At 34.9% G+C, this 727-nt stretch carries 3 protein-coding genes; all 3 read left to right on the top strand.

Translation table 11 applies throughout. From position 1 onward, the window contains the following. On the top strand, positions 1-157 hold a 157-nt coding region (locus BFP75_RS22745), incomplete at its 5' end, for an integrase core domain-containing protein (protein ID WP_165776559.1). A 156-nt stretch (positions 158-313) separates the two neighbouring features. Beyond that, entirely contained in the window at positions 314-559 is a 246-nt protein-coding gene (locus BFP75_RS15910) for a hypothetical protein (protein ID WP_099546354.1), read from the top strand. 53 nt (positions 560-612) lie between these two features. Beyond that, on the top strand, positions 613-727 hold a 115-nt coding region (locus BFP75_RS15905), incomplete at its 3' end, for a transposase (protein ID WP_165776618.1).

Raw genomic sequence — 727 nt, 5'->3', positions numbered from 1 at the left:
GGAACAGACAAGGATTTGGATGGAGGATTACAACAATCATAGGCCACATAAGGCCTTGGGATATCTGTCCCCAAAGCAATATTTGGAGCTTAATTCCTTGAGCGGTACCGCTCAAGGAATTAAAAACAATAACTTTGATGAAGTTTTAGAAAAATAAACAGTTCTATCTAGGGGAAGCTTACAGACCCATACGTAAAATACAGTTTCTCTGATAACTACCTGATTTCTTTACTGGAAATGAATTATATTTAGTTGTTCCCCAATTTCATTATTATAAATTTTGGATGTTTTTTCATCGATTAAATACACTTCCATGGGCAATTTCCAATTTAAAATTTTATTGATTTTTGTTTTATCGTTGGCATTACCGATAAGAGGACAGGATACCCTCGTTGATATAGGTGGATACAATTTACATTTCATTATTGTTAAAGGTGACGGCATTCCAATCCTGTTTGAAGCAGGTGGTGGTAATGATGCTTCCGTCTGGAACGGAATATTGGATAAGATTCATGAAGTTACTGGTACAACATTGATTACCTATTGTAGGCTTCCCTAAAAATAGGACAGTTCATAATTCGAATTTACTAACTTTAAATTCAAACTGTCACGATGAAAAACAGCAAGTTTAGCGAGAGTCAAATTATCAAGGCTCTAAAAGAAAATCAGCAAGGAAGATCTGTTGGAGATGTTTCGAGGGAATTAGGAATAGATAAAAGCACGTTTT

The organism is Maribacter sp. 4G9, from assembly GCF_002742265.1.
GTDB lineage: Bacteria > Bacteroidota > Bacteroidia > Flavobacteriales > Flavobacteriaceae > Maribacter.
This window is presented reverse-complemented; position numbering and strand designations above follow the sequence as displayed.

What these genes read in the sequence shown, in the direction of transcription:
- BFP75_RS15910 (WP_099546354.1), top strand. Translation starts at nt 314, where the DNA reads ATGGGCAATTTCCAATTTAAAATTTTATTGATTTTTGTTTTATCGTTG.